28 protein-coding genes and 7 pseudogenes are annotated in these 23,748 nt (G+C 35.9%); 12 read left to right on the forward strand and 23 right to left on the reverse strand.

The window, feature by feature from the left end; genetic code table 11:
* Positions 1-10: 10 nt before the first annotated feature.
* Positions 11-511 (forward strand): YxiF family protein, encoded by a 501-nt coding sequence (locus tag C568_RS0124540; protein ID WP_018783007.1) that lies wholly within the window; start codon positions 11-13, stop codon positions 509-511.
* Between the two features lie 279 nt (positions 512-790).
* Here C568_RS0124540 and C568_RS0124545 read toward each other — a convergent pair whose 3' ends face one another.
* From C568_RS0124545 to C568_RS0124560, 4 genes are read right to left on the reverse strand one after another with little or no spacing between them, the layout of a single operon-like run.
* The gene (locus C568_RS0124545; protein ID WP_018783008.1) at positions 791-1,852 is read right to left on the reverse strand and encodes an N-acetylmuramoyl-L-alanine amidase; all 1,062 of its coding nucleotides are present in this window, start codon (positions 1,850-1,852) and stop codon (positions 791-793) included.
* Positions 1,852-2,058 carry a hypothetical protein gene (locus tag C568_RS0124550; RefSeq protein ID WP_003205225.1) on the reverse strand — a complete coding sequence of 69 codons (207 nt, stop codon included), beginning with the start codon at positions 2,056-2,058 and terminating at the stop codon, positions 1,852-1,854. Before C568_RS0124550 ends, C568_RS0124545 begins: the two co-directional genes overlap by 1 nt.
* A 3-nt stretch (positions 2,059-2,061) precedes the next feature.
* Positions 2,062-2,295: a hemolysin XhlA family protein gene (locus C568_RS0124555; RefSeq protein ID WP_018783009.1), complete on the reverse strand. Its 234-nt coding sequence runs from the start codon at positions 2,293-2,295 to the stop codon at positions 2,062-2,064.
* Between the two features lie 33 nt (positions 2,296-2,328).
* Complete coding sequence (locus C568_RS0124560) at positions 2,329-3,141, reverse strand: tail fiber domain-containing protein (RefSeq protein ID WP_006094676.1); 813 nt, start codon at positions 3,139-3,141, stop codon at positions 2,329-2,331.
* A 196-nt stretch (positions 3,142-3,337) separates the two neighbouring features.
* On the opposite strand from C568_RS0124560, the pseudogene C568_RS36160 reads away from it, so the two are divergent.
* Positions 3,338-4,282: pseudogene (locus tag C568_RS36160) on the forward strand (deaminase domain-containing protein); the annotation flags it as partial.
* 17 nt (positions 4,283-4,299) lie between these two features.
* Positions 4,300-4,626: a hypothetical protein gene (locus tag C568_RS0124570; protein ID WP_006094674.1), complete on the forward strand. Its 327-nt coding sequence runs from the start codon at positions 4,300-4,302 to the stop codon at positions 4,624-4,626.
* 152 nt (positions 4,627-4,778) lie between these two features.
* Here the strand turns inward: C568_RS0124570 and C568_RS0124575 are convergent, their stop codons facing one another.
* Positions 4,779-5,078 (reverse strand): hypothetical protein, encoded by a 300-nt coding sequence (locus C568_RS0124575; protein WP_018783012.1) that lies wholly within the window; start codon positions 5,076-5,078, stop codon positions 4,779-4,781.
* 169 nt (positions 5,079-5,247) lie between these two features.
* Between C568_RS0124575 and C568_RS32100 the strand changes: the two are divergent.
* Positions 5,248-6,128 (forward strand): annotated as a pseudogene (locus C568_RS32100) (sunset domain-containing protein).
* Between the two features lie 156 nt (positions 6,129-6,284).
* Here C568_RS32100 and C568_RS0124585 read toward each other — a convergent pair.
* Positions 6,285-6,761 (reverse strand): glutathione peroxidase, encoded by a 477-nt coding sequence (locus C568_RS0124585; RefSeq protein ID WP_006094671.1) that lies wholly within the window; start codon positions 6,759-6,761, stop codon positions 6,285-6,287.
* A 224-nt stretch (positions 6,762-6,985) separates the two neighbouring features.
* On the opposite strand from C568_RS0124585, the gene C568_RS0124590 reads away from it, so the two are divergent.
* From C568_RS0124590 to C568_RS0124600, 3 genes are all read left to right on the forward strand, one after another.
* On the forward strand, positions 6,986-7,195 hold the full coding sequence (locus C568_RS0124590; RefSeq protein ID WP_006094670.1) for a DUF3925 family protein: 210 nt from the start codon (positions 6,986-6,988) through the stop codon (positions 7,193-7,195).
* An 88-nt stretch (positions 7,196-7,283) separates the two neighbouring features.
* Positions 7,284-8,255, forward strand: a complete 972-nt coding sequence (locus tag C568_RS0124595; protein ID WP_018783016.1) for an MBL fold metallo-hydrolase — start codon at positions 7,284-7,286, stop codon at positions 8,253-8,255.
* 99 nt (positions 8,256-8,354) lie between these two features.
* Positions 8,355-8,792, forward strand: coding sequence for a hypothetical protein (locus C568_RS0124600; RefSeq protein ID WP_006094668.1), 438 nt, complete (start codon positions 8,355-8,357; stop codon positions 8,790-8,792).
* Between the two features lie 2 nt (positions 8,793-8,794).
* On the opposite strand, the pseudogene C568_RS31215 reads toward C568_RS0124600, so the two are convergent.
* Positions 8,795-9,154: pseudogene (locus tag C568_RS31215) on the reverse strand (sigma-70 family RNA polymerase sigma factor); the annotation flags it as partial.
* 215 nt (positions 9,155-9,369) lie between these two features.
* On the opposite strand from C568_RS31215, the gene C568_RS0124610 reads away from it, so the two are divergent.
* Together C568_RS0124610 and C568_RS0124615 are read left to right on the forward strand one after the other, a co-directional pair.
* A complete protein-coding gene (locus tag C568_RS0124610; RefSeq protein WP_018783018.1) occupies positions 9,370-10,347 on the forward strand; it encodes a quinone oxidoreductase family protein in 978 nt (325 codons plus the stop codon).
* 11 nt (positions 10,348-10,358) lie between these two features.
* Positions 10,359-11,000, forward strand: a complete 642-nt coding sequence (locus C568_RS0124615) for a zinc dependent phospholipase C family protein (protein WP_018783019.1) — start codon at positions 10,359-10,361, stop codon at positions 10,998-11,000.
* 207 nt (positions 11,001-11,207) lie between these two features.
* Here C568_RS0124615 and C568_RS0124620 read toward each other — a convergent pair whose 3' ends face one another.
* The 4 genes from C568_RS0124620 to C568_RS0124635 form a co-directional block, all read right to left on the reverse strand.
* Positions 11,208-12,377 (reverse strand): DEAD/DEAH box helicase, encoded by a 1,170-nt coding sequence (locus C568_RS0124620; RefSeq protein WP_018783020.1) that lies wholly within the window; start codon positions 12,375-12,377, stop codon positions 11,208-11,210.
* A 19-nt stretch (positions 12,378-12,396) separates the two neighbouring features.
* Complete coding sequence (locus tag C568_RS0124625) at positions 12,397-12,924, reverse strand: hypothetical protein (RefSeq protein WP_006094663.1); 528 nt, start codon at positions 12,922-12,924, stop codon at positions 12,397-12,399.
* A 90-nt stretch (positions 12,925-13,014) separates the two neighbouring features.
* Positions 13,015-14,703 carry a formate--tetrahydrofolate ligase gene (locus tag C568_RS0124630; RefSeq protein ID WP_029427715.1) on the reverse strand — a complete coding sequence of 563 codons (1,689 nt, stop codon included), beginning with the start codon at positions 14,701-14,703 and terminating at the stop codon, positions 13,015-13,017.
* Between the two features lie 100 nt (positions 14,704-14,803).
* Entirely contained in the window at positions 14,804-15,481 is a 678-nt protein-coding gene (locus C568_RS0124635; RefSeq protein ID WP_018783021.1) for a class I SAM-dependent methyltransferase, read from the reverse strand.
* A gap of 205 nt (positions 15,482-15,686) precedes the next feature.
* On the opposite strand from C568_RS0124635, the gene C568_RS0124640 reads away from it, so the two are divergent.
* Positions 15,687-16,025, forward strand: coding sequence for a hypothetical protein (locus C568_RS0124640; RefSeq protein ID WP_006094661.1), 339 nt, complete (start codon positions 15,687-15,689; stop codon positions 16,023-16,025).
* A gap of 27 nt (positions 16,026-16,052) precedes the next feature.
* Here the strand turns inward: C568_RS0124640 and C568_RS0124645 are convergent, their stop codons facing one another.
* The 4 genes from C568_RS0124645 to ytfJ all read right to left on the reverse strand — a co-directional run bounded on the left by C568_RS0124645 (position 16,053) and on the right by ytfJ (position 18,069).
* Positions 16,053-16,265, reverse strand: coding sequence for a hypothetical protein (locus C568_RS0124645; protein WP_018783022.1), 213 nt, complete (start codon positions 16,263-16,265; stop codon positions 16,053-16,055).
* Between the two features lie 69 nt (positions 16,266-16,334).
* Positions 16,335-16,655, reverse strand: a complete 321-nt coding sequence (locus tag C568_RS0124650) for a hypothetical protein (RefSeq protein WP_018783023.1) — start codon at positions 16,653-16,655, stop codon at positions 16,335-16,337.
* A 51-nt stretch (positions 16,656-16,706) separates the two neighbouring features.
* Positions 16,707-17,483, reverse strand: a complete 777-nt coding sequence (locus tag C568_RS0124655) for a hypothetical protein (protein ID WP_016114639.1) — start codon at positions 17,481-17,483, stop codon at positions 16,707-16,709.
* 160 nt (positions 17,484-17,643) lie between these two features.
* Complete coding sequence (ytfJ, locus tag C568_RS0124660; protein WP_000349994.1) at positions 17,644-18,069, reverse strand: GerW family sporulation protein; 426 nt, start codon at positions 18,067-18,069, stop codon at positions 17,644-17,646.
* A 132-nt stretch (positions 18,070-18,201) separates the two neighbouring features.
* Between ytfJ and C568_RS0124665 the strand changes: the two genes are divergently transcribed.
* Positions 18,202-18,987 (forward strand): GNAT family N-acetyltransferase, encoded by a 786-nt coding sequence (locus C568_RS0124665; RefSeq protein WP_018783024.1) that lies wholly within the window; start codon positions 18,202-18,204, stop codon positions 18,985-18,987.
* A gap of 106 nt (positions 18,988-19,093) precedes the next feature.
* On the opposite strand, the gene C568_RS0124670 is transcribed toward C568_RS0124665, so the two are convergent.
* From C568_RS0124670 to C568_RS33650, 3 genes and pseudogenes are all read right to left on the reverse strand, one after another.
* Positions 19,094-19,435: a YolD-like family protein gene (locus C568_RS0124670; RefSeq protein ID WP_018783025.1), complete on the reverse strand. Its 342-nt coding sequence runs from the start codon at positions 19,433-19,435 to the stop codon at positions 19,094-19,096.
* Positions 19,432-19,605: pseudogene (locus C568_RS33645) on the reverse strand (DNA repair protein); the annotation flags it as partial. The pseudogene C568_RS33645 and the gene C568_RS0124670, both read right to left, overlap by 4 nt.
* Positions 19,605-19,781 (reverse strand): annotated as a pseudogene (locus C568_RS33650) (DNA repair protein); the annotation flags it as partial. The pseudogenes C568_RS33645 and C568_RS33650, both read right to left, overlap by 1 nt.
* 276 nt (positions 19,782-20,057) lie before the next feature.
* On the opposite strand from C568_RS33650, the gene C568_RS0124675 reads away from it, so the two are divergent.
* Positions 20,058-20,696 (forward strand): hypothetical protein, encoded by a 639-nt coding sequence (locus C568_RS0124675; RefSeq protein ID WP_018783026.1) that lies wholly within the window; start codon positions 20,058-20,060, stop codon positions 20,694-20,696.
* Positions 20,697-20,971: 275 nt separating this feature from the next.
* Here C568_RS0124675 and C568_RS0124680 read toward each other — a convergent pair.
* The 5 genes and pseudogenes from C568_RS0124680 to C568_RS34900 all read right to left on the reverse strand — a co-directional run.
* Positions 20,972-21,184, reverse strand: a pseudogene (locus C568_RS0124680) (lipase); the annotation flags it as partial.
* Positions 21,185-21,213: 29 nt separating this feature from the next.
* Complete coding sequence (locus C568_RS0124685) at positions 21,214-22,026, reverse strand: DUF3952 domain-containing protein (RefSeq protein ID WP_018783027.1); 813 nt, start codon at positions 22,024-22,026, stop codon at positions 21,214-21,216.
* Entirely contained in the window at positions 22,023-22,310 is a 288-nt protein-coding gene (locus C568_RS0124690) for a hypothetical protein (RefSeq protein ID WP_006094655.1), read from the reverse strand. Before C568_RS0124690 ends, C568_RS0124685 begins: the two co-directional genes overlap by 4 nt.
* Before the next feature lie 496 nt (positions 22,311-22,806).
* On the reverse strand, positions 22,807-23,556 hold the full coding sequence (locus C568_RS0124695) for an ABC transporter permease (protein WP_006094654.1): 750 nt from the start codon (positions 23,554-23,556) through the stop codon (positions 22,807-22,809).
* Positions 23,557-23,748 (reverse strand): annotated as a pseudogene (locus C568_RS34900) (ABC transporter ATP-binding protein); the annotation flags it as partial.

Genomic DNA, 23,748 nt, shown 5'->3' on the forward strand with positions numbered 1-23,748 from the left:
GTGAAAAGTTTTGAGTAATGCGAATAAAAGTCGAATGGAAATTTTGAAAATGAAAGCAAAAAGAAACGCTAGTAGAAAGGAACTTATAAACGAACTTTCTAATATTATTACCGTTTCTATGGACTCATTTATGGATGCAGAATCTAATGATTTACTTTGTAAAGAATTATTTAATAAGCTAGAACAAAATTCAAATATAAAAAATTTTGGTAGTACTGATTATAAAGAAAATGGGAAACTATCAATAGCACTGTTAAAAGAAACAGCTAAAAGTATTAAATTTCCAGTTAATCAAGGAAGACTCTTTTTCTCTAGAGGTGGTAAAATTGAAGCAGTTAAGCTGAACATCTCTGAAGTATTTGATAATTTAGAAGAGTTATCAACCATTTCAAGATTTCTAACTGGGTATGCTGATTTTGTATTAGTTGGTGATGATTTAGAATTCGGTGTATGTATTGAGAGAACGGAATATTATTATGAATTTAGTATGTGGGGAATAACAACAGTTTAAAATACGAAAGTAAATAAGGCCGCCTCTATTTGAGAGCGGTCCTATTTATTATTTTACATATACCAATGTATTATAATAAAAAAGAACGAATGTTTTATGACCTAGAGCAGGCTCTAGTAGATTCAGAAACAATGAGAGAACATTATTTTAATTGTGCATGTACTAGGATTGTGCGTTGTCTTAAAAAAACGAAGACTTTCCTGATAGCATGGCATATGAAGCATAATGAAATGAACAAATATATAAGCCGGCTCCTTTAATAGGGACCGGCTTTTCATATTACTTTACATATACATAAGCTTCATTTGCTGTTATATAGTATGTTTTACCTTTGCTGTTGTGTACTTTGTACTGAGTTGAACCATTTACAGTTACTTTGGCATCAATTGCAAATCCTAATCCTGCATCTAAGGTACCAGCAACATCTTTATCTGCCCATGAAGCAGAATCATAGAAACGTAGGTTGTCCACTTTAGCGACAACGCGCTTACCTACAACCGGATTAACTAGCTCTTTCTTCTCAAATTTGATGTAAGAAGGATTGTTATAAACCCATTGATTCCCACCGAGGTTTAGCCATCCATCTTTCTCGCCCCAAACTTGGTATGCTTCCGGTTTGTTTAGTTGACGAATAACGGAATAGCTTGCATCTGGGCCTTTACGCAGATTTATATTATTACCTTGAATGTATACAACTCCTTCAACATTTGCAGTTGGTACTTCTGCTGGTTTAGATGGTTGCTCAGGAACAGAAACTTCAACATTAGCATTATTGTATGCACGCTTCACATCTGCACGGAATTGAGCTTCTGATACACCATGACTGCGCAAGTAATCAAGCGTATCTTCGTGGTCAGTACCACCCAAATACTTCGTCACATCATAGTGAGTCCATAATCCTTTTTCTACAGATAAACCGCGGTCACGTAAAATCTTAGCTAGTAACTTCACATATTTATCATATGAGCGTTTGAATTTATCATAATCTGCCGTCTCGCATAACTCTACGTGTACAAAACGTTTATTCGCACCAGGTCCACCGCCATAAGCAATGTATTTTGTATCGGCAATTTGGATTGTTTCGTTCCAATCGACTGCATAGTGTACGAAGGCATTTCTCCATGTACGAGTTTCATATTTTTGAATATTAATAGCCGGAGCTTCTGGAGTCGCTGTGCTATGCGCCACAACGCCCTCGTAAGCCCCTACTCCATAACGGTACGGCTGTTTCGGTAAATCGGGAATAATAAGCGTTCTATCAGCAAAAGCCCCTGTAGCAAAACTCAACAGGAGCAATAGAGTCATAAATACAGAGGAAGCTAGTTTAATTGATTTTTTCATTAAGCATCTTCTCCTTTTTCTTCGTGGTCTGTCCAAATACCCAAAGCAATCCCAAATAAATAAACAGCCTTTTCAACCTTATCCAAATTACCTTCGAATCCGGTCATTCCAAAGACTGATAAAATTAATCCAAAGCATGAAAAAAGCGCAACCCATGTTTTCCAGTTGCGCAAACGTTTTAAAATATTTTCTTTTGTAAGTGGCATATCTTATACACCTCCTTTCAAGAGTAATCCAATAAGTGCTGTTACAATCGCACCGATTATGATGCGGAGAATCCAGGTTGTATTGGCACTGATTTTTTCAAGCTGCTTGTTTATATTCACGATGTCGTTCTCATTGACAGTAGTACGAGTTTCTAAGCTGCGGATATCACGTTGCATATCTTTTTGATCTGATTTAATTTGTTGGATTTGTTGCTTTAACTCGATAATTTCTTGCATCGTTTCACTCCTTTACAAAATAAAAAAGACCAGCTATTGCTGCTCTGTTGTCGGTGACGCTTCTATTTGGCTTCCTTTATCGATTAAACTTTGAACTAAAGCTTCTAAAGATGCTACTCGATTATTCATTGCTGCTATCTCTACATCTTTTGCTTCTAATTGTCCTTTTAATACTGCTATATCTTGATCATGTTTTTCATCTAGTTCTTGAACTGCTCTCATCGTTAATGATGTCATAGAATACAAGTGAGTACCTGTTTTATCTTTATCAACAAAGACATCATCCGATTCATCAACAATAAGACCGTAATATTGTTTGATGTCTTTCGTTGTTAAAGGAGGATCATTAGGATCTTTGTTCTCCCTCATTTCATAAAGTAAATTCGTATCACCCTTATAATTAAACTCCCTAATCTTAGCATTTCTAACTTTCTCTAAAGCAGAAAACGGTACATCGCGAATATTTGATTTGTATTCTCGTAAAGATAGAGCTATTATATGAGCTTGCACTCCTCCCCATCCATCACCAACAATATTCGGAGTTAAAAACTGAACAACTCCTGTATAGCCCGTAACTCTACTGTTTCGCATTGTTACGTTCGGCATTACTAAATCAGCATCCGAACCATTATCAGATATTGTTAATGATGAACTGTATGAACTAGTTTTACCGCGTCTGAAATGCCATTTTCCATTTCCAGAGTAGAGAACTTGGAAATCGTTAGCATGTAATACACTGATTCCACTTCTTTGCATTTCCAAAAATACAGATTTATAGGTTACTCCATTTATTACCTCATCTACTAGTCTGATATTTGTACTAGCATCAGAGAATCCTGCTCTCATTTGAGTCACTTGCAAAGCACCTAGAACACCGCTAAGAGTATTGTCTCCTCCTAGAACAATAGTTGGTTATACATCTCCATCCGATCGTCTATGATAACCGACATACAGACGAACGACACCACTTTCTATGAGACGTATAAACTGATTATCTAAACCCACATAATTGTTTGTATTAGATGTTCTAACTTGAAGACCGCTAAGAAATGGTAGTTCAATTGAAGAAGGAGCAATGTGTGGTCCATTAAATAGTGAGAAAAAAGATGAATCTTTACTGGATAAGTTTAAACATGGTGTCGAAGATATTTATGAAAGTGCTTCGGACTTTATACAAGGCGCTGGCAGTGCAGTAGCAGAAGACTATATTGGACTAACACCACCTGATAATGATAAATTAGAAAGCAATGCAACTTATCAAGCTGGAAGGTTTACTGGACATGTTTTATCAACGGTAGGATCTATTGTAGAAATTTTCGAAGGTATTTCAGTCATAGGCGGGGCTAATTTCTTAACCTTCGTCGCAGAAGTAGGAAGTGGTGGGTTAGCATCACCAATTGTTCTTCCATTAGATGCAGTTGCTATAGCGGCGGGGCTTGGTGCTGTTGGACATGGTGGGTTTGTTTTGAATAAATCAATTCAAAATGCTCAGGATACTCTTCAAAAATTCGAGTCTTCTGGTGGGCGTGTTAGTGAAACTAATAAAGTTAAAAGTTTTCAAAATAGAATTGATAACATACGTAATAGTATGCCAAATAATACTCTTAAAAAGCGTGGTAATATGGCTACAGCAGATGTAAAAATACCTGGATTAAAAGATAAGTTTAATGCCCATAGTAAAATTAATTCAAAATTTGATAAAGGTGCAGATGTTGAAGAGTTTTCAATGTTGAAACCGGAATCAGAACGTATTTTCAAAAGCTATGAGCCATCTGCTTCTAAACCAGATGCGACTAAATTTGATAAATTTCATGATACAGAAGCAAAAATTCTAGAAGATATAGCTTCTCAAATTAAGAATCCAAATATTTCTGGAAAAATTGATTTATATACAGAACTACCTGCTTGTCAAAGTTGTAGTAATATTATTTTAGAATTTAGGAAGAGATATCCTAATATTCACCTTAATATACACACAAAAAATTAAAATTTGGAGGAGACAGAATGAATTTAAGGTATGATGAGATTAAAGAAGATGTTATTGATACATATAGTAGCCTTCATATTAGAGCAGAATATGAAATAAAGGATACTTTTTATGCGTTACTAAATGATTATGAACATTCAGAAGAATATACTGAAACGGAAGAATGCTGTATCTACGTTAGCTTTGCATTGTTACTTATTGAAAAAAATAAAAATATTGATTTTATAAAAACTCGTTTAAATGAATTACTTGACAACAAAAAGATGGAAGTTCATAGAATAGAGTTAAAAGATGAGATTGCAGAGTTTACTAGTGATGTTAATAAATTGAAGGGATTTTTATAGGAGTATTGTAATTACTTTCGTTTCATCTGAATGATTACAGTTCGATAACGTAGTTTTATGAAAAGAGAGACCCCTTATAATAACCTCCCATTAGCATATACAATAAATGATGGGAGATAAAAAAGAGCATTTTCTAATTAGAAAATGCTCTTTTACAATTCATACTTCACATATACAAAGGCTTCATTTGCAGTAACATAGTATGCTTTGCCTTTGCTATTGTGAATTTTGTATTGTGGTGATCCATTGACAGTTACTTTTGCATCGATTGTAAATCCTAATCCTGCATCCACAGTTCCGGCAACATCTTTATCCTGCCAAGAAGGAGAATCATAGAATCGTAGGTTGCCCACTTTGGACACAACACGTTTTCCTGCAATCGGATTAACTGGCTCTTTCTTCTTAAACTTGATGTAAGAAGGATTGTATTTAATCCACTGATTCCCCCCCAAGATTTAACCAACCATCTTTTTCAGACGAGTCATTCATAATCTATGAATTATTCATTGTAAAAATGTAATAAAAAGAAATATAATTTTCTTATTTCGGTTAGAAACCATGTAATTTCTAGTATATTCCTATATAATCAATAGAGAAAATCTTACAAACGGAGGTATCAACATGGCACTTTGGAGTAATATTGGCACATTTTTATTTTTAATAGCTCTTATTTTACTCATCTTATGTATCATTTCATTCTTTAAGAAAAATGGTAAAGCAATGAGATATGGTAGACCTACGGTTATTTGTTTTATTATTTCATTTTTAATATCAGCAACAAGCACCGCGGAAACGAAGCACCCTATTGTTAACTTTTTCGCTAATGTATGTTTAATCCTATTTATTTTCTTCCTTGTCTTAGCAATCTTATCTATCATTAAGAAAACTGGTATGGCGAAGAAACAGTTTTTAATTACAGCTGTTTTATTTATAGCTTTCGGGCTATTAACCAGTGTCGCAACTCCTTCTGCTGAAAAAATAACAGCAAAAGATAAAAAAGTTGCAACTGAAAAAAAGAACTAGAAGATAAAAAAGATGCTAAAAAGAAAGAGGCCGACGAAAAGGCTCAAAAACAACAAGAAGAGCAAAAACGTCAAGCGGAGGAACAAGCTCAAAAACAACAAGAAGAGCAAAAACGTCAAGCTGAGGAACAAGCTCAAAAACAACAAGAAGGGCAAAAACGTCAAGCTGAAGAACAGGCACAAAAGCAACAAGAAGAGCAAAAACGTCAAGCTGAGGAACAAGCTTCACAAAAGAAAAGTACTGTAGCGTCCTCAGCTACTAGCAATCATGGTGGATCTAATGGTCAACCTTTCCAAAACGATCCTAGTGATGATAAAGAAACAAACACTTCTTGTAAAGGTCAAATTAAAGGAAATGCCAATTCTAAAAAATATCATGTTCCTGGAGGTCAATATTATGATTCTACAAAAGATAATATCGTGTGGTTCTGTTCAGAAGTTGATGCCAAAGCAGCTGGTTATGTAAAATCAAAAAAGTAAGCTTTTTTTCATATTTAAAAACGTTGGGTGACAGAGTCATTTATATCTGTCACCCAACGTTTTTCTTTATTTCAAATACTTTTTCTAGGAAGGTGAAAAAACAAAACATGCTATTTTCGAACAAACTCCTTCCCACTCTTTATAGAAAATAGTAGTTTATAATATCTTTTCAATCTCCTTCTCTAATTCTTCCGGCTTCTTCTGAGGCGCAAATCGATCAATCACTTTCCCATCACGCCCTATTAAAAACTTCGTAAAATTCCACTTTACTGCCTTCATACCAAGTATGCCCGGTGCCTGATCCGTCATATATGTATATAGTGGATGCACGTTATCACCTTTTACATCAACTTTAGTGAACATCGGAAAGGATACACCGTAATTTAATTCACAAAAACTTGTAATCTCCTCTTCTGTACCTGGTTCTTGTCCTCCAAATTGGTTACATGGGAAACCTAAGATTTCGAATCCTTGCTCTTTATACTTTTCATAAATGGCTTGTAATCCTTTATATTGCGGTGTAAATCCACATTTACTTGCAACATTTACAATGAGAAGAACTTTACCTTCATACTCTCGTAACGATTTTTCTTCCCCTGTAATTGTTTTTGCAGAAAAATCATAAACTGTCATATATATCTGCCCCTCTCTATTATTTCATACTTATTCTCATCATATATGTATTTAACTTCTCCGTCTAATGAGAGCGCTTTATTTTTGTTCAAAAATTCGACACAAACTACTAGACAAATAGCTTGGAAAGTTTTACAATTAAATTGTGAACAAAATGTGACAGTTTACCTTCTAAATTGTGACATTTTCAATTCCATTATAATGAATAAAGGATGGTGTTGATAATGAAAACTGCACAACGTGAAATGATTTCAAATCGCGAGTTTTACTTCGTATTATACATGATGTTACTATTTGTTGCCGGTTGGTTTATGGATGTGAATGGACTATTTTTAAGCAAGTACTTTACACTTGCAGGAATGATTTCTCTTCCACTAGTTGGTGGTCTTGTCGGATTCTTTATTATGTCAATTAGTAAAGAACAAACAAAATAATAACATTACATAAAGGCAGAAAACGATTTTTCGTTTTCTGCCTTTTATTTTATAATAAAAGAACATAAGACTATAAGGAGTGACTCATATGAAAAAAGTTGAACAGTTATCCTCTCAGTTATATCTCATTGATGATTACGATTTACAACATAACGAGCGTACAGGTACATACGTATTACTCGGTGATGATATTACTTTAATCGAAACGTGTGCAGCCCCTTCTCTTCCGCACATTCTAAATGGCTTACAACAATTACGCATTGACTTAGCAGATGTTAAAAACATTATCGTTACCCATGTTCATCTTGATCATGCTGGCGGAGCTGGTTTAATGATGGAAAAATGTCCAAATGCTACTTTATTTGTCCATTCACGTGGCGCACGCCATATGATTGATCCTACAAAATTAATCCAAGGTGCCAAAGCTGTCTATGGCGATGCTTTTGATGAACTCTTTAATCCGATCCTTCCTATTCCAGAAAAACGTGTCCATATTGTACAAGATGGTGACATACTACAAATTTCAGAAAATCGGATGCTTTCATTTTACGATACACCAGGGCACGCCAAGCACCATATTAGTATCCATGATTCTTTAACAAATGGCATTTTCACAGGTGACACGATTGGTATTTATTATCGAGAACTAACTGAACTTGGCGTTGAACTATATTTACCAACCACATCTCCATCACAGTTTCAACCCGACGCGATGATGGCAGCAAAAGACCGCATTCGAAATATGAACGTTGACCTCATCTATTTCGGGCATTACGGTGCATCTTCCCATGTTTCTGAAGTGTATAAACAGCTTGAAGACTGGCTCCCTATCTTTGTTGAAGCAGGAAAACAAGTATTTGAAAAAAACCAGGATTTTGAAGCAGCAAGCCATGAATTGTATACTTTATTACTTGAAAAAGTCTCTTCTCATCTTTCACAGCAAGGTGTACCAGCAACTCATTCTGTTTACGATGTGATAAAACTAGATATGGAAATCAGTGCGATGGGAATTATTGATTATCTTACAAAGCAAGAAAAGGCCAAAACAACTACTAACTAAATGAAAAAACATCCGAGGATATGACGCTCTGTTTCAAGCATATATCCTCTTTTTTTGAATATGCTTTTTTAATACTATGCATACAAAAGGAGTGACACAATGAAAAAAGTTACTCAATACTTATGCTTCACTTTATTCATTGTTATATTGCTATTTTGTGGAGGGAAAATTCAATTTCATTTAGATAAACAAGCTGAGCTATCCTTTCATATGTACCATCGAATATTTTTCTTTATGCTTTTCCCCTTTTTCATCGGTGGTGTATTACGTTTCTTTCAACTTATCAGTAACAAAAAGAACCAACATGTATGGAAATTTCAACTAGATAAATTTATAGGCATTGCGTTACCTTCAACATTGATTGGCTTTTCACCTATTCTATTATTCTCACCTATCGCACAATTTTCCCCTTACTTAGCTTACTTAGCTACCCTAACTCTTTTAAATACAACATTTCCCGTAATAATAAATATAATAGCTGGTTACTCATTATTAGATAGTTTCATACGACAAGAAAATCAACATAGTCCCGCATAAAGTGAAACTCTATTCACAACATCACTAGAAAAGTCAAATTCAATTGGTTTCTTCTGTTCTTCTGCTTTCTTTACAATACGTAGACGCATCCACCTATTTCTCCTATATGAGTGAATTTACCTTACCGCAAGTCCCATTAACCATGGCCGAAAAGGTCGTTCTCTATCATACTTGCTAAGGGATTGATAAAGCTGTATATATATTTCCTGAACGACATCGTCTACATCCACTTTCTCCTCTATCAAGAAATGTGCTGTCCTATAGATATCTTGGATTGTTTTATCATACAGTTCACTGTATGCCTCTTGACTTCCTGATAAAGTCCGCTCGATGAGATTGTGATAGTCTGTTTCCTGATCCATGCCTCTTCCCTCCTTTGTCTTACACTATATATTGGCAAGTAAAAAACATTTCGTTCGTTTTTTTAAAATTATTTTCGATATAAATTAATATAATGATTTAAAACTTATTACTTTATAACGGTAGCTTATGACCTCTTATAACAATTATATAATTTCCCATTTTATGATTGGTATTTAAAATAATATGTAGAAGGTATTTTTAGGAGGATATACAAATGAAAGCTATTGTTGTAACTGCATTCGGTGGACCTGAAACAATGAAGTATACAGAAGTAGATATGCCGACTTTTAATGAAAAGCAGGTGTTAATTCGCGTTATTGCTACAAGCGTCAATTTTGCCGATATTAAATCTCGCTACGGTAAAAAGGGAAATCGAAAACTCCCATTTATTCCTGGCATAGACGCCGCAGGTATTGTAGAACAGGTAGGTTCTAGTGTAAAAAACATCCGCGTAGGACAGCGTGTAATCGCCTTTCCTCTTAATGGATCGTATGCTGAATATGTTGTCGCCAATGAAAACCTTACGTTTGTGTTACCTGATGAAGTTGACTTCACAACCGCCGCTGCTTGTCCTGTTGTATCTTTTACGAGCTACAACCTGCTTGCGAATATAGCAAGATTACAGCAAGGTGAAACCGTTCTTATTCATGCTGCGGCTGGTGGTATCGGAACAACATCGATTCAATTAGCAAAAATACTAGGGGCTGGAAAAATTATTGGAACAGTCGGAAATAAAGCGAAAAAGAAAGTTGCTTTAGAAGCTGGGGCTGATCATGTTATTTGTTATCAAGATGAGGATTTTAGTAAAAAGGCAAATGAACTTACGGGTGGTAAAGGTGCCGATGTTATTTTGGATTCCATTTCCGGGGCAGTATCAGAAAATAGCTTGGAGTGTTTGGCTTACTATGGTCGCCTTGTCCATTTTGGTAATGCTAGCGGGGAAATTGGCACATTTCGGACAAAGGATTTACATGCAAGCTGTCGTTCTATTCTTGGCTTTAGCTTTGGAACAACTCGTAAGAAACGTCCTCACTTACTTTGTCATACCGCTAACCAAGTTTTTCAGTATTTACGTGATGGAAGCCTACAAATTGCAATTGGTAAATGCTTTACACTTCGAGATGCAGGGAAAGCACATGAATGGGTCGAAAGTAGACAGAGTACAGGAAAAATCATTCTGACTGTTAAATAGAGGTGTCATTCATGGGGTCACGAATTATGCATTTGATTATCGCAAATGGTATTGCAGAGAAATTATCCATCCCTGATAAAACATCTTTCTTGCTTGGGGGAGTAGCTCCTGATGCAGTTCATTCAAAAGAGGAAAAAAACGTATCACATTTTTATGCTGGTACAACAAAAAACTATACCAGAAGAATTGATTACGGTACATTTCTTCAAAAATATAAAAAGTACATGGATTCCTCTTTCATTTTAGGGTATTATACACACCTTATTGCTGATGATAATTGGCTCAACGGTTTTTTTCTTCCTTGGCTCAAAAATAGAATCGAGCACGATCAAACAATTTTATCTATGTACCATAATGATTTCAAATTATTAAACGGAAAATTGTTACATCTCTACGATAAAGATCAGCAATTATTTCCTTTCCTTAATCAAAAAGCAACCATAGCAAATATTGAAGAAGTTTCAGAAGAAAATGTGCTAGCTTTTAAAAAGCTTATTTTTGATGATATGCTGTATTCCAAGCAAGATTTGCATACAAACTTACAAGTATTCACATTTGATCAAATCGTCGGTTATGTAGAGACTGCTATTGAGAAAGGAGTATTCTATCTAGAACAGCTCTCTAACAATAGATCTACTACAAATATTTTTTAATAATTTTAAAGCCTTCATTTCTTTAATATGAGGGCTTTTTATCATTTCTTCTACTATTTTATTTACTTAGTAATTCCACTATATCGCATCGCTATTTCAATATAGTCCATTTAACAGTAACATTCGACATTCTCTATGCTGTTCCTTCTGAAAAAATAAAAAGACGTAACTATGTTCTATCCATAGTTACATCTGTCTTTTCATTATTTATCTAGGCTTCTTCTTCCCAGTAAATGCAGGTTTCTTTTTCTTTGGTGCTTTCGGTTTAGACTCTACAAATGTCCCTTTAAACATTTCTTGTTTCTTAAACTGAATGCCTAATTTCTTCGCAAATTGGAGTAGTTTACGCTCTTCTTGCGGAGTAACAAGGGAAACAACTGTCCCCTCTTTCCCCATACGTCCGGTACGACCTGAACGGTGAATATATTGGTCTAAAGTATCAGGTAATTCTAAGTGAATCACGTGCGTTAAATCATCAATATCTAACCCACGCGCTGCAATATCAGTGGCAAGTAGGATTTCTATTTTCCCTTGACGGAATGCGCGCATCGTTGCTTCACGTTCTTGTTTATTTGCTTCTGCATGAAGTGCGGCTGCTTTCATTTTGCGATACTTTAATTTTTCAGCAATCTCGTCTAAACGATATGGATCATTTAAAAAGGCTACCGCTTTTACATTGCCAGTATGCATAACTCTTCTAATGTAATCATTTTTTTCACGACGCTCACAAACGATATACGTATGCTCAACTAAACTTTTTGTTTCCGTACGTTTAATGCGAACTAATTCTGGTTCAACCGCAAAATCGCGTGCTACTTCTTCTGCGTCTTTTGTCATTGTTGCAGAGAAGAATACTAGTTGACGATCACGCATTGTGGATTTAATTACATCAAACACAGCTTCCATCATCTTTTGTTTTACAATTTGATCAAATTCATCAAATACAATTGTTTTCACTTCGTGCATTTTTAATTTTTTCATGCGAATTAATTCTAAAATACGTCCTGGTGAACCAACGATTACCTTCGGATGTTTCTTCAATCTTTCCACTTGGCGCTTAATATCCGCACCACCAATTAAAGATGCACCTGAAATATCAGTTCCTGCTGTAAACTTTTGAACTTCTTCATGAATTTGCATAACAAGTTCACGTGTTGGAGCTAAAATGACAACCTGTGGTTGTTTCACTTCAGGATTAATTTTATGTAAAAGTGGTAATAAGTACGCTAATGTTTTTCCTGTTCCAGTTGGAGATTCAGCTATAACGTCTTGTCCTTCTAAAATCATTGGAATTGCTTGTTTTTGAATTTCAGTAAATTCTTTAAAACCAGCCTTCTCCCAAGCTTGTTGCAAAAATGGTTGCATGTCTTTTATCATTTGTTTTTCTCCTTTATCTCTATTTTTGAAGAAAATGTTGTATTGCTCGCACTGTTTCTATCATGTGAGAAATAACAGCTATTAAATCATCAACATGGTCTTCTGTAATCGCTTTTTGAAATAGAACTTCTACCTTATTATGATATGAAATCGCTTGCTTATTATATTCGTATGAAATTTGTTGCGTAATCATTCGCTCTTTTCCCCAGATAGATTGTAACAAGTTTTCGATATCTTGACACTCTGCTTCTGGTTGCTGTAACGGGAACGCGAAGCGTAATTTCATTTCACAGCCTGGTATAAACTGTGGTACCTCTAATATCTCACCTGATAGATTCTTCGCATCTACAGACAGTGAGAATGTCGCTTCTACTAGCTGTTCAAACTGTTCATTTAATTGAAATGAAATATGATATATACGGCTTAGCGATGCAAGGTCCATCATATCTTTTCGATCCGTTACAAGAATATCGCCATGTAAATCAAAATCATAGACAGCTCCTTCAACGATCACTTTTAAGTTGTCAAAAGCAGTTGGATCAAACATAATTTCCTCCAAAAAACAGGCGCCTTTCGATGGAAAGGCGCCACTTGATGTATATATAGTTTACAGATAAACGAGATGAATTACAACCTTTTAGAATAAACCTACTGCTTTTCCATCTTCATTTACGTCCATTTGAAGAGCAGCTGGTTGTTTTGGAAGACCTGGCATTGTTAACATTGTTCCAGTTAACGCTACAATAAATCCTGCACCGATAGATGGTTTCAGTTCACGAATTGTAACAATAAAGTCAGATGGTCGACCTAATTTTGTTGCATCGTCAGAAAGAGAGTATTGTGTTTTCGCCATACATACTGGTAGGTTACTCCAACCTTCCCCTGTAAATTGAGCCAATTGCTTACGTGCTTTCGGAGCAAATTCAATATCTTTTGCGCCGTATACTTTTTGAGCAATTGTACGAATTTTTTCTTCTAATGGTAATTCTAAATCATAAAGTGGTGCGTATTTGTTGTCACCTTTTTCAATTACTTTTAATACTTTCTCAGCAAGGTCTACACCACCTTGGCCACCTTTTTCCCAAACTTCTGTTAAGGATACTTCGTAGCCACGCTCGTTGCACCATTCTTGTAAGTATGCAACTTCTGCATCTGTATCTGTAATGAATTTATTAATTGCGATTACGAATGGAACACCGAACGCTTGAATTGTTTCAACATGTTTTTGTAAGTTTTCCATTCCTTTTGCTAGCGCATCTACATTTTCTTCTTTCAGCTGATCTCTCGCCACACCGCCGTGCATTTTAAGCGCACGAATTGTCGCAACGATAACGACTGCTTCTGGTTTAATACCAGCTGCACGCGCTTTAATATCTAAGAATTTTTCAGCACCTAAGTCCGCACCGAAACCAGCTTCCGTGATTACATAATCACCTAATTTTGCTGCCATTGTTGTAGCGATAACACTGTTACAACCGTGAGCGATATTAGCGAATGGTCCACCATGAATGATTGCTGGTGTATTTTCTAATGTTTGTACTAAGTTTGGTTTTAACGCATCTTTTAATAAAAGTGTTAACGCTCCTTCTACGCCTAAATCTTTAACTGTTACAGGCTCGTTGTCCATATTATAAGCAACGACAATGCGAGATAAACGTGCTTTTAAATCTTGAATATCTGTCGCAAGGCAGAATACAGCCATAATTTCAGATGCTACTGTAATATCAAAACCGTCTTCACGCGGTACACCTTGAACTGGCCCACCAAGACCAATTACCACATTACGCAGTGCACGGTCATTTAAATCGACACAACGCTTCCATACGATTTTTCGCGTATCAATTTTAAGTGTATTTCCTTGTTGAATATGGTTATCGATAAACGCTGCTAATGCGTTATTTGCAGTTGTAATGGCATGAATATCACCAGTAAAGTGAAGATTGATATCTTCCATTGGTACAACTTGTGAATAACCTCCACCTGCTGCACCGCCCTTTAGTCCCATTGTTGGTCCAAGTGATGGCTCACGAAGTGCAATTACTGCTTTTTTACCAATTTTATTAAAAGCTTGACCTAAACCAACTGTTACTGTTGATTTACCTTCTCCTGCTGGAGTCGGGTTAATCGCTGTTACTAAAACAACTTTTCCGTCCTTTTCGGTTTGTAAGCGCTTAAAAATATCAAGAGATAACTTCCCTTTATAATGACCATAAGGCTCTAGTTCTTCTTCTAAAATGTTTAACTCCGCTGCAATCTCTTGAATTTTCTTCATACTTGCTTCTTGTGCAATTTCAATATCGGATTTAACTGTTGTAGTAGTTGTCATATACCCTAGTCCCCCTTTAATTGGTTCTGTTGATATTGTATCAGTTTTTTGTATTTTCTGCACTTATTTCCCTCCTAAATTTTGCGCATTTCTTCAGGCATTATTTTTTCAACATAAATACCCACAAAAATGTTAATGCTTGTTGCAATTCTACCGATAATTGTCCAAGCATTTTTTCATTTACCCCTCGTTTATATACGCCTATACCATCCACAACTTGAAACCCTTGCTCCTCTGCAAGCTTTTCAAATTCCCAAGGCATCATCGTATTACATACGACATCTTTTCCATATAAACGAGGATAACTATTTTCACGTGGTTTTGCTGTTGGTCCTAAAATAGCAATACACGCATATCCGTCAGACCTCAAAACACGCTTTATCTCATGTAACGCCTGTAGCGGCTGCTCTGTCCATTCTAACGAGTTCACTGCTAATATGGCTGGAAATTGCTCATTTTCAAAGGGCAATGAAGAAAGATCTCCCTTTACAAATGACAAATTAGGCCCTTCCCCGCGTTTCTTTCCCTTTTGAATCATTTGTTCGGATAAATCTATACCACACGCCTTATATCCTGCGAGACTTAATTTATATGTACCATATCCATCACCACATCCGACATCTAAAACTGCCACACCATTTTCTACATACTTTTCAAAAAACGGAATGATTGTACTCCGACTCCCATGATCCCACATTTCTTGACTATTTTGATTCCAAGATTCCGCATTGTTGTCCCACTTTTTTTCTGCTGATTTATGCCAATTAAACTTTGTCATGTTTCCCCCTACTTTCACTTGTTTTCATTCATTCCATTCTACATCATTTTCCTATATTCCTGTTTATTCTCATGGAGAGATGGATAAGATAGCAACAGACTCATACATTCTCCAAATTTTGCTTAACTTGGATATAACTCATACTCATATTCTCTTCTTTATGAAAAATAATAAAGATACACCCAATTGAAAGAGAGGGATGTACATGCCGAAAAAGCGAACACATCATTTTAAGAGTGGTGAAAAAAACGAAGAATATGCAGCTGAAATCTCGCCAGGGCATCTTCCAATTAGACATAGACGTAAAGAAATTGCACATGAAATAGAAGGTACAAACGCTGGTACACTTATCGGTTATGTAGCACTATTTCTTTCTTTATTCTCAATTGCCTTTTATCCAGTTACCCTTGGTTCCCTTTCCATTTTAATTGGCTTATTGGCTGTTAATTTTGGAGCAAAAACACTCGGATATACAGCCATTGGATTTGGTAGCTTTTCTGTTTTATTTACGTTATTGTATCCACTTGCTTTATCAGCATTATAAAAACACACCAAGTATTACTTGGTGTGTTCACTCATGATACAGCATAATATGTCCGCATCCACAACAATGTTTTGCTGTAATTTCTTGAAACACTGGATAATTCTCTTCATCCCGCTGTTCAATAAATACCTTTTCAAAACGATACATGTTAGGGGCATATGCCCAGTCTTGTTTCGTACGTGCATATAATGTAGATGAAAAAAATTCTTCTCCACCACAAACTACACATATTTTTTTCATTCTCATCCCTCCTATGCTTGTCTTACTTCATCTATATGAACATATGCATAAAAAAAAGACCTTCTATAATTAGAAAGTCTTTTCCGTAACAAAAAGAAATGCACCAAATATACCCAGTCCGCTATACTCTTTCTGTTTACCATTTTCCATTTCAAAAGTTTGTTTCACTGTTATAAAAAATACACCGTTTCGTGTATTCGTACTTACAAACTTCATTTTTTGTTCTTTCTTACCTACATTTTGTGTACATTCAAAGCTATCTTGATTACAAATCATTGCATACTTATCCTCTAAGTAAGACCTGAAATCAGACTCTTTCGGACAAGTTAAAAGTAGTACTGCAACAAGGATAATGCTGACAATACCTACTGCTGTATAATATTTCTTCATTTTTTCTCCTTTCAAAAAACAAGAAAACTTGACCTAATTCGTCAAGTTCTCTTAGTCCACAACCCATTGCCACTCTTGTTCTTTCTTATCAAAAATAAGCCAGCCAGTTTCGGTTGCACCTTCTTTTAATTCCTCTATGTTATCTAGTACTTCATCCGTACTTTCATACGAACCAACTACATATACAGGAATCTCTAAACCTCTTCTTGACTCAATTTTCCCCGCTAAATCAATATACAGCCCGTCTTCCATTAATGGAACAAGCCCAAGAATAACTTCTTTTGAAATTGCTGGAAATATTTTTGATTTTTGAAAGAAAGAGAATCGTTTTTTTCCAAATGAACCGAGTTTGTACGGAATTACTTTGCTAAGCATTCCTACAAAATCAGCGATTCTACGGTAATACACTTTGTTGTACCAACCGTCATCATGTGAAAAATAGACAAATCTATTTTTCAAAAGTGGGAAAAACGCTCTCCCAAGTGGTTCTTTTTTGTGAGCCAAATATAACAATTCTGCAATTTCCTTTGGCTCCAATTCATCTAAATCGCTTGCGTCATCAAAATCCACCCAACAGAACTCATCAAATTCATCAATCTCTGCTTTAATTAATTTATGTATGTTTTCTTCTTCAACATATTCAAATAAAGTATGATAGTGAAAATCAGTCCACTCAAAATTATGTTTCAAAAGCAACACTTGATGAAGCGGTGATGGGATATTACTTGCAAACTCTTCAAATGTAATTCCAGATGTAATAAAACAATGACCCCGACGATTACCATTAATATATATCATATTCTTTACTTGGTCAGATCCTCCAGACAAAGCACCTAGCCACCTTCGTTTTATATGTTTCAATTCTATAGCATATTTTAACATGAAAAATTTTAGAAACATAGAAAAAACTTCAAAAACTATTTACAATTTCATGAGTTTTATTACATACTGATTACAAGAAAAAAAGCCTGTTGAAAAACAGGCTTTTTTACGCGATTTCGTCTGGATTTTGCGGATGATGATTTTCAGTATGCTTTTCGTTTTTTTGAAAAATGGATTGAATCTTATCAATTGTTTGTGGCGCTAACTCAATCATTTTTTCAGCTAGGTGTGTGGCATTTTGTAAGTGAAGAATATTTACTCCATCTTTATTCACTACAAGAAAAGCTACTGGAGTAATGGAAACACCACCTGCGCTCCCTCCGCCAAATGCCGGATTACCTTGTGCTCTTTGACCATCATTTGTTTGAAAATCCGATCCACCTGCTCCAAATCCAAACGCTACTTTGGAAACAGTTAACACTACACCGCCGTCAGCCGTCTGAACAGGCTCTCCAACAATCGTATTAACATCTACCATTTCCTTTAAATTTTCCATTGCTGCTTTCATTAATCCTTGAATTGGATGATCCACCGTTCATAACCTCCTTTGTCATATCTTTCCTAGTTTTTCCGAAACCTTATGAACTAAACATAAAATTTTATATTGATTTCAAAAATGATAAGTAATAATATTTAGAAAAAACAAACTAAAGAGGGGATTATAATGATACGGAAACTAACAAAGAGTGATCATGAACAAGTGCTTACATTTCTAAAAGAAGAAGCAGCGCTTAACCTATTTATCATTGGCGATATTGAAGCATTTGGATACGATGCAGACTTTCAAGAATTATGGGGCATTTCCACAGAAAACGGAGCATTACAATCCGTATTACTACGCTTTCATGATTCATTTATATCATATGGAAAAGATGATTTTTCTGCTGCTGACTATGAGGCAATTCTTGCTACTTATCAGCCATTAAAAATCTCGGGTAAATCAGACATTGTAGAAAAATTTGAAGACATACAAGACATACAACTTGGCACAAAAAATAAAATGTACTTTTGTGAATGTAAAGATGATACTGCACTACCTAAAACAATGCTTCATACTGCAATCAAACTAGCAACCATAGATGATGTTGAGCGAATTATGAAGCTCCGAAGCAACATTGAAGAATTCCCTCAAACAGGACAATCAGAAAAGATTTTGCGGCAATCACTCGAAACAAATACAGGACGCACTTACTACATTGAAGAAAATGGAGAAATCATCGCTTCCGCTTCCACATCAGCTGAAAATTCCTTATCTGCAATGGTTGTTGGAGTATGTACTCATCCAAGCCATCGCGGCAGAGGATACGCTTCACTCATATTACAAAAAATGATTTGGGATTTTACTCAAGAAGGAAGAACGCTTTGCTTATTTTATAATAACCCAGCTGCTGGGCGGATTTATAAGCGCTTAGGTTTTAAGGACATTGGAACGTGGACGATGTATCGGTAAATTTGGATATTTATTAATAAAGTGAAACTTTAATCAGTGGGATCCCCACTGATTATTAGCTCTCACCAATTGGACTACATAATGAAATTTATCCTGTTATTCCATTCTATTCAACAGCAATTATATCGATAAAATTAAAAGTGCTCTCGTGATAAAATGCATCCGTACATATTACATTCTTTCTTTTAGGATCGATATCAATAACCGTCATATAACTAGTAAGGACATAACCGTCTTCATAATATGTAATTAATATTTCCTCTTCGGATAACAACGAGAATAATAACTTATTCTCGTTCATTTCTTTCGTATCTTGAGTCAGTATTGGTCGTGGTACTTTCGTTTTTTCTTCAATAATCTTTCGTATACCAGCAAATTGTTCCGGCATAGATGCAAATGGTGTCCACTTTACCATCCCTCTTTCTTTTGACATGTTTGCGTTATTCATGATTTATGTCCCCCTAATAAAGTGTTTCTATATCTTGCTGTCGCGATACTTGTATAAGATACGCCACGCAAAATACTATTTTTACCGAAACGAGTGCGTATTTCATCCATCACTTTTGTTAGTTTCATTTCTTTTTCGCGCTGTATTACATTATCAAAAAGAGAAATTTCTTAAGTAGTGGCGTCGCTGCCAGAACAATTGAACCATTACGATTTACGTCCCCTACTACCGCTAGCTTCGTACGCAAAGGGGCCAGACCCATTTTGATACATGATACACTTGCATAAAAGCTACGAAGATTTACACACAAAATAATTCGATTAGGTAAAAGAGAATAATCATACAAGATAATCGTCCTTTATGATAGAACGTTCGTTCTTATTATATACGAACTTATGTTCTTTCGGAAGTCTTTTTTAAGAAAATATTGGTTAAAACAAAAAAGTGCTGACTCTCAATTGATGATTTTCATCTGAGTCAAACCTCATTTTATATTCAAAATTTGAATATAAAACTTAACAATTCCCCTAAACGTATAAAAAAATACTTTGGACATGAGCACATAGTAATAGATGTTCTCATACCGTGATATATATGTGTTCAAAAAAGGAGTGTATTCATTATGTACCCTTATTGGCAATCCTATTATTTCACACACGATACCCCTTATTTAGATTGGAATTCAACAGCTACATTTTCACCCGTACGGAATTACCGTGTCAGTAAAAATGAAGTTGATTTAAAAAGTTATATGCGTTCACTATGGGAACAACATGTTGCTTGGACAAGAATGGCTATCATTAGCATTATTTTTAATTTACCTGATGTTAACTTTGCGATTACACGTCTCCTTCAAAACGCTCCAGATATGGGGAATTCTCTTAAACCTTTCTACGGTGACAATGCAGCAAAAAAATACAGTAATTTGATAAAAGATCACTTAGTGATTGCTGCCGATCTTGTCAAAGCAGCAAAAGCTGGTAATCAAAACGCCGCATCAATTGCAGAGAAAAAATGGTACGCTAATGCAGACGACATTGTTGAATTTTTAAGTAGTATAAATCCGTATATACCCAAAGAAGAATTTAGGAAAATGTTTTATGAACACCTAGCATTGACTAAATCTGAAGCAGTAGCCATTCTAAGTAAAGATTATCAAGCAGGTGTTCAATTGTATGACAAAATTGAGAAGGAAGCTTTAGAAATGGCGGATGCACTTACTGAAGGAATAATAAAGCAATTTCCCCAACTATTTCATTGAACTCCCCCCTACCTCTACACGAACTTGAGGTAGGGGATTCTCCTGTTTCTGCTAGGACAAAAACAGTTCCTCTCGTTCAACAAAGAGGATACAACGATATAGAAGTTCTGTAGTGTCCCTAAGACGACCTATTCGATCTTCCGAGGAAAACAAAACAGGTACAGCTACTTTTTTCTTATATCGAGAGTAGAACACCTTGCCATGCACCCAGTTCCTAGACTTGTTATCTGCTCTGGTAATAAGCGTAAAAGACTGGGACAAGGCGTTCTTTTTTATGATGCAAATCCTGTATTTTCATCTACTTCATGATCTATAAGCTCTGCATTAAAATTTGCTTGTAATCTATCTTTATTTTCTTCGATTGTTTTACTATACGGATATCTCCCCGCTTTAAAATCATAGATATCCTTACCAGCCAGCTCCAATTCCCCCCAATCAGAGGCTGCCTTTAAGTTTTTATCATGTTCCTGTCCGGCATTATTCTTCATACCAGATTAGCTCCTTTCTTAATTATTTATTATTTTTTGTACTGTGCTTTATAATCTACATATTCTTTTTTTGCATCTTGATTATTACTTTTTTTGCTCTCAAAATATGTGTGTATCTGCGATAGATATTCTATTAACTTTCCTTCATCATTCTTCTTATAATTCATAACAATACTTACTTCCCATATCTGCATTGGACCATTTGCGGAGTCAAGATGAAGCACAATTGACGCCCCGCCATATTCATCATATTGTATATTTAGCTTGTCATTAATAATATTTTGAAATTCTGATTCAGTTAAGCTATATACAACTGTATTAGGCTGATCAAATTTTTTTATATCATCACCTGGCTTCATCTTTAGTTTCCCTATTCCTTTTAGACGATCTACAATTAAATTCACGTATGAAACATCAAGAGTAGAATCTGGCCTTTGTACCTGTCCATTTTCATACTTAATATTTGTATTATAAACAACTTCCTCTTTATAATTTGTATTATCACCAATGTTTTTCTCATTTTTTATGTCAGTGGTGATTTCTTGTGTTGTCTCTCCATATAAACTTTTATCTTTCGTATTATATACACCTTCCGTAGTTTGATAAATTGTTTTCTTGTGCTCCCCATCTTCTTTTTCTTCGTACCTACTGTATATACCTCTTTGTGTCACATGCGCATACCCATCATCACTCGCAGACATAACCGTCTTCATATCCCCTTCATCCAAAGCCTTTACAAATGGTTCATACTCTATTTTCGTTTCCCAAAAACTACATCCACTAAATAAACTCGCAACTATCGTCATAACAATCATCACCTTAGCTTTCTTTTTCAATTTCATACCGTCACCTCGTTCGTTACTCTTAGCATTTTAAGTTTAGTTGTATTTCCTTTTACACAATAGTATACTTCATCCTTTCCTAAAGCTGGTTCGTTGCTTATGTATTTAATATTGAAGACACTTTGGTCGTTTAATGGCATCGCGATGATGCCCGCTGTTAGTTTATTCTCATCTTCAAGTTGTGTACATTTAAAAAGAACTGGACCTACCGCACTATCAGGACTTAATCGATTTCTATCAGTTATTTTAAATAACCCTAAATCTTCTTTTTTTGTTTTCCCCATTCAATCTTTCCACCTTTTATATAATTTAGTAGATTACCATCACCAAGAACCAAATTGTTCTACCTATACTTGCCCCCATGTTTTAACATCATGAATTAAATTTTCCCAAACCATTAAATTGAAATTTAAAAACCTTCTCATTCTAACGAAAAGAGAAGGTTTTGTTGGATTCTCATTATTATTCTAAGCATTTCGCATTCATGTACTGATACAAAATGAATATAAACTTTTGAATATTAGTTTACATTCATTACCTTGATTTTATTGACTCTATTTCAATTCCCCCATCCCCTCCAAAACCACTAACAAAAGTACACATTCAAAACATAACAAATAAAGAGATTAGAGCATCATGGGCAAAAAAGAAAAAGCTAGACTCATGCTAGCTTTTATATAATTTTCGAAATCAGAAGTTGTTTATAAATGATCAGTGTGATAGCAAATGTATTCATCGCAGTGGCTGACTATTGATATGACTAATCCCATAATGGTGTACTTACCCTAACTGACGTTTAAATACTTTACTGGCGAAGAAGTAAGCAATGACCATGATGCCGACACACCAGGCAAGCGCGATCCAGATACCGTTGCCAACAGACCCTTCATACAAGAGGGCACGAATCGTATTCACTATTGAAGTCACGGGCTGGTTCTCAGCGAACGCACGGACAATTTTAGGCATGGTTTCAGTGGGAACAAAGGCCGAACTGATAAACGGCAGGAAAATCAGCGGGTACGAGTAGGCTGTCGCCCCTTCCATAGACTTCGCTGTCAATCCGGGAATGACCGCCAGCCATGTCAGCGCCAGCGTAAACAGCCCGAGTATCCCAGCTACCGCGAGCCAATCCAGGATATCAGCGCTGGAACGGAAGCCCATCAAGAGGGCGACGAGGATAACCACCACAATAGTAAGCGCATTGGAAACAAGTGAGGTCAACACGTGAGCCCACAATACCGACGAGCGCTTGATGGGCATGGTAATGAAACGCGCCATCAGCCCACTCTTTACATCCGTAAACAGCCGCAGTGAAGTGTAAGCGACACCGGATGCGATAGCCATCAGCAAGATTCCCGGCAATAAATAATTGACGTAGTTGTCCGTGCCTGTCTCTATGGCGCCGCCAAATACGTAGACAAACAGCAGCAGCATCATAATCGGCGTAATCGCCACCGTGATAATCGTATCCGGGCTGCGCATGATGTTCCGCATTAAACGCCCTAGTAATACCCCTGTTTTGCTTTTCATTTACATCTCCTCCTTTTTGCCGATAATCGCGAGGAAAATTTCCTCCAATGTCGGCTGCTTCTCGATGTACTCCACTTTTGCTGGCGGGAACATCTCTTTGAGTTCAGTAAGGGTACCAGTCGTGATAATTTTTCCGCCATGCAGGATAGCGATACGGTCCGCCAGTTGTTCGGCTTCCTCCAGGTACTGGGT

The sequence above is a fragment of the Bacillus sp. 95MFCvi2.1 genome (assembly GCF_000374965.1).
Lineage (GTDB): Bacteria > Bacillota > Bacilli > Bacillales > Bacillaceae_G > Bacillus_A > Bacillus_A pseudomycoides.